The organism is Vibrio sp. V38_P2S17PM301 (assembly GCF_009904845.1).
GTDB classification, from domain to species: Bacteria; Pseudomonadota; Gammaproteobacteria; order Enterobacterales; family Vibrionaceae; genus Vibrio; species Vibrio proteolyticus.
Genome location: NZ_WXWO01000111.1, coordinates 1 through 3,051, shown reverse-complemented (window position 1 = coordinate 3,051; position 3,051 = coordinate 1). Strand labels below are relative to the sequence as shown.

Here is a 3,051-nt window from a genome sequence, read left to right as displayed (position 1 = left end):
ATTTGAGTCCGGCAAAATCGAAATGTCTCTCGCTCATTCAAATAATGAGAGACAACTTTGGTTGTTTACCATCAATTCGAAACTCCTTCGGGTTGTATGGTTAAGTGACTAAGCGTACACGGTGGATGCCTTGGCAGTCAGAGGCGATGAAGGACGTATTAACTTGCGATAAGCCCAGATTAGGCAGTAAAAGCCACTTGAGTCTGGGATTTCCGAATGGGGAAACCCAACTGCATAAGCAGTTATCATTAACTGAATACATAGGTTAATGAGGCGAACCGGGGGAACTGAAACATCTAAGTACCCCGAGGAAAAGAAATCAACCGAGATTCCGAAAGTAGCGGCGAGCGAAATTGGACTAGCCCTTAAGCTTTATACGCATTAGACGAACGGTCTGGAAAGTCCGACGATACAGGGTGATAGTCCCGTAGTTGACGATGCGTGTTCAGTGAAATCGAGTAGGGCGGGACACGTGATATCCTGTCTGAATATGGGGGGACCATCCTCCAAGGCTAAATACTACTGACTGACCGATAGTGAACCAGTACCGTGAGGGAAAGGCGAAAAGAACCCCTGTGAGGGGAGTGAAATAGAACCTGAAACCGTGTACGTACAAGCAGTAGGAGCACCTTCGTGGTGTGACTGCGTACCTTTTGTATAATGGGTCAGCGACTTATATTCAGTGGCAAGGTTAACCATCTAGGGGAGCCGTAGGGAAACCGAGTCTTAACTGGGCGTTCAGTCTCTGGATATAGACCCGAAACCAGGTGATCTAGCCATGGGCAGGTTGAAGGTTGAGTAACATCAACTGGAGGACCGAACCGACTAATGTTGAAAAATTAGCGGATGACTTGTGGCTAGGGGTGAAAGGCCAATCAAACCTGGAGATAGCTGGTTCTCCCCGAAAGCTATTTAGGTAGCGCCTCGGACGAATACTACTGGGGGTAGAGCACTGTTAAGGCTAGGGGGTCATCCCGACTTACCAACCCTTTGCAAACTCCGAATACCAGTAAGTACTATCCGGGAGACACACGGCGGGTGCTAACGTCCGTCGTGGAGAGGGAAACAACCCAGACCGCCAGCTAAGGTCCCAAATTACAGCTAAGTGGGAAACGATGTGGGAAGGCTCAGACAGCTAGGATGTTGGCTTAGAAGCAGCCATCATTTAAAGAAAGCGTAATAGCTCACTAGTCGAGTCGGCCTGCGCGGAAGATGTAACGGGGCTAAGCTGTAAACCGAAGCTGCGGCAATGCGATTTATCGTATTGGGTAGGGGAGCGTTCTGTAAGCCGTTGAAGGTGTGTTGTAAAGCATGCTGGAGGTATCAGAAGTGCGAATGCTGACATGAGTAACGATAAAGGGGGTGAAAAACCCCCTCGCCGGAAGACCAAGGGTTCCTGTCCAACGTTAATCGGGGCAGGGTAAGTCGACCCCTAAGGCGAGGCCGAAAGGCGTAGTCGATGGGAAACGGGTTAATATTCCCGTACTTCTTACAATTGCGATGGGGGGACGGAGAAGGCTAGGTGGGCCTGGCGACGGTTGTCCAGGTTCAAGTGCGTAGGCTTGAGAGTTAGGTAAATCCGGCTCTCTTTAAGGCTGAGACACGACGTCGAGCACCTACGGGTGTGAAGTCATTGATGCCATGCTTCCAGGAAAAGCCTCTAAGCTTCAGATTGTAAGGAATCGTACCCCAAACCGACACAGGTGGTCGGGTAGAGAATACCAAGGCGCTTGAGAGAACTCGGGTGAAGGAACTAGGCAAAATGGTACCGTAACTTCGGGAGAAGGTACGCTCTCGACGGTGAAGTCCCTTGCGGATGGAGCTATTGAGAGTCGCAGATACCAGGTGGCTGCAACTGTTTATTAAAAACACAGCACTGTGCAAAATCGTAAGATGACGTATACGGTGTGACGCCTGCCCGGTGCCGGAAGGTTAATTGATGGGGTTAGACTTCGGTCGAAGCTCTTGATCGAAGCCCCGGTAAACGGCGGCCGTAACTATAACGGTCCTAAGGTAGCGAAATTCCTTGTCGGGTAAGTTCCGACCTGCACGAATGGCGTAATGATGGCCACGCTGTCTCCACCCGAGACTCAGTGAAATTGAAATCGCTGTGAAGATGCAGTGTACCCGCGGCTAGACGGAAAGACCCCGTGAACCTTTACTACAGCTTGGCACTGAACATTGAGCCTACATGTGTAGGATAGGTGGGAGGCTTTGAAGCAGGTACGCCAGTATCTGTGGAGCCGACCTTGAAATACCACCCTTGTATGTTTGATGTTCTAACTTAGCCCCATTATCTGGGGTGAGGACAGTGCCTGGTGGGTAGTTTGACTGGGGCGGTCTCCTCCCAAAGAGTAACGGAGGAGCACGAAGGTGGGCTAATCACGGTTGGACATCGTGAGGTTAGTGCAATGGCATAAGCCCGCTTGACTGCGAGAATGACAATTCGAGCAGGTGCGAAAGCAGGTCATAGTGATCCGGTGGTTCTGAATGGAAGGGCCATCGCTCAACGGATAAAAGGTACTCCGGGGATAACAGGCTGATACCGCCCAAGAGTTCATATCGACGGCGGTGTTTGGCACCTCGATGTCGGCTCATCACATCCTGGGGCTGAAGTCGGTCCCAAGGGTATGGCTGTTCGCCATTTAAAGTGGTACGCGAGCTGGGTTTAGAACGTCGTGAGACAGTTCGGTCCCTATCTGCCGTGGGCGTTGGAAGATTGAAGGGGGCTGCTCCTAGTACGAGAGGACCGGAGTGGACGAACCTCTGGTGTTCGGGTTGTGTCGCCAGACGCATTGCCCGGTAGCTAAGTTCGGAATCGATAACCGCTGAAAGCATCTAAGCGGGAAGCGAGCCCTGAGATGAGTCTTCCCTGGCACTTTAAGTGTCCTGAAGGGTTGTTCGAGACTAGAACGTTGATAGGCAGGGTGTGTAAGCGTTGTGAGGCGTTGAGCTAACCTGTACTAATTGCCCGTGAGGCTTAACCATACAACACCCAAGGGGTTTTGATGGACTCAATGAAAGAACATTGAATGTGTAAGAACGAGAATT

At 51.0% G+C, this 3,051-nt stretch carries 1 rRNA gene; it reads left to right on the top strand.

The annotated features are described in order from the left end of the window. Positions 1–98 precede the first annotated feature (98 nt). Positions 99–2,988: ribosomal RNA gene (locus tag CAG64_RS23555) — 23S ribosomal RNA — on the top strand. Positions 2,989–3,051: the final 63 nt, after the last annotated feature.